General features: G+C 61.3%; 1 protein-coding gene and 1 pseudogene. Both read right to left on the reverse strand.

The features are described 5' to 3' along the window. Window positions 1–156 precede the first annotated feature (156 nt). Window positions 157–1,353: a NupC/NupG family nucleoside CNT transporter gene (locus OKC30_RS20655; RefSeq protein WP_052814798.1), complete on the reverse strand. Its 1,197-nt coding sequence runs from the start codon at window positions 1,351–1,353 to the stop codon at window positions 157–159. Window positions 1,354–1,535: 182 nt separating this feature from the next. Continuing rightward, window positions 1,536–1,895: pseudogene (locus OKC30_RS20660) on the reverse strand (LysR substrate-binding domain-containing protein); the annotation flags it as partial. Window positions 1,896–1,968 lie beyond the last annotated feature (73 nt).

Consider the following 1,968-nt stretch of genomic DNA (forward strand, 5'->3'; position numbering starts at 1 on the left):
TGGCATATGGATTTAGGGACTCAGAATACTTTTTTCTGAAAATCAAGGCGGCCTTCCCCGGAAAGCCGCGATGAACCGCTTTTTTTGCCTGCAAGCGGGTGCAAAAAAGCCCGCCGAAGCGGGCAATGACCGGAAGGTGCTGACTTCCAGGGTCTATCAGAGGGCGAGGAACAAGCCTGCCAGGGAGGCGCTCATCAGGTTTGCCAACACCCCCGCCAGGATGGCGCGCATGCCGTAGCGGGCGATGAAGGACTTGCGCTCCGGCACCATGGCCCCCAGGCCGCCGATGAGGATCGCCATGGAAGAGATATTGGCGAAACCGCACAGGGCGAAGGTGACGATGGCCTTGCTCGACTCGTTCAGGGTCTGATCCTGCACCAGGGCAATGAAGGCGACGAACTCGTTGATGACGATCTTGGTGCCGATCAGGGCACCGGCCGCCTGGGCCTGACCCCAGGGGACGCCGATGAGCCAGGAGACGGGGGCAAACAGCCAGCCCAGGATGATCTGGAAGCTCAGCTCCAGCCCCACCAGGTCGCCGGCCCAGCCCAGCAGGCCGTTGAGCAGGGCGATCACGCCGACGAAGGCCAGCAGGGTCGCCCCCACGGCGACGGCGATGTTGAGACCCGCCATGGCGCCATCGGCGGCCGCTTCAATTACGTTGGTGGCGCGGGGGATCTCCACGTCTTCGTGGTGATCTTCCTCTTGCGCGGCGGGCGGCACCAGGATCTTGGCCATGGCAAGCCCGGCAGGGGCGGACATGAAAGCCGCCGCAATCAGGTATTTCAGCTCGACCCCGATGCTGGCGTAGCCCACCAGGGTGCCGCCGGCTACCGAGGCCAGTCCGCAGCTCATCACCGCAAAGAACTGGGAATCGGACATCCTGGAGAGATAGGGTTTGACCACCAGCGGCGCTTCCACCATGCCGACGAAGATGTTGGCGGTGGCAGAGAGGCTCTCGGCGCGGCCGGTGCCCAGCAATTTCTGCAGGCCGCCGCCGAGCAGGGCGATCACTTTGGGCATCAGGCCGATGTGATAGAGGATGGCGATCAGCGCGGAGAAGAAGATGATCACCGGCAGCACGTTGAAGGCGAAGATGAAGCCCAGCTTGAACTTGGCCAGATCCCCGAACAGGAAGGCAATCCCCTCCTGGCCGTAGCCGATGACGCTGCTGACGCTCTCGCTGACACCGTTCAAGACCTGCTGACCGGCGGGCAGCCAGAGCACCAGGGCGGCGAAGAGCACTTGCAGGCAGAGGGCAAAGCCCACTGTTCGCAACGGGATACGACGACGATTATCAGAGCAGAGTGCGGCCAGGGCCAGGATGCTCAGGATACCAAGCAGGGCAATCATGGGGATTCCATCCAGTGAGGCTGAAGATGGGCGCGGATTCTGCTCCCCTCCCCTCACCGCCGCAACCCCGCCGGGTTACAACCCTGTTAGCAAAAACGTTTGCACGATATCGGTTGCGCCAACTGACTGATTTGACACAACTTTGAAACCGCACTCACGCCAGTGTTCTTGTATGGAAACGATTATTCCTCGGTGCCGGACAATTTCCCCCCGAGCCAGGGTGCGAGTCGCTGCGCCCAGTAGGGCCCGGGTCCGAAGCTCTCCTTGAGGAAGTCGATGAAGAGGCGGATCTTGGGATCCAGATGCTCTCGCCTGGCATAGACGGCGTGCACCGCCATCTTCTGGTTCGGTTGCCACTGGGGCAGCAGAGGGATGAGCTGACCAGATTGCAGCTCCTTGTCCAGCAGGTAGTTGGCCACATAGGCGATGCCGAGCCCAGCCAGGGCGGCGTCCCGCACCGCTTCCGCCAGATCCACCCGATAGTTGCCCGCCACCTGCACCGTCTGGCGCTCCTTGCCCTGGCGAAATGACCACTCGTGGTAATACCAATCAGATTAAAGATGTGATCTAATTGCTCTATTCTGGTTTCACTGTACTCAGTATGTCCGATCCAAT

It is taken from the genome of Aeromonas sp. QDB18, assembly GCF_027705325.1.
Lineage (GTDB): Bacteria > Pseudomonadota > Gammaproteobacteria > Enterobacterales > Aeromonadaceae > Aeromonas > Aeromonas caviae.

Excerpts from the sequence above, each read along its gene's own strand:
- OKC30_RS20655 (WP_052814798.1), bottom strand. The coding sequence starts at position 1,353 with ATGATTGCCCTGCTTGGTATCCTGAGCATCCTGGCCCTGGCCGCACTC.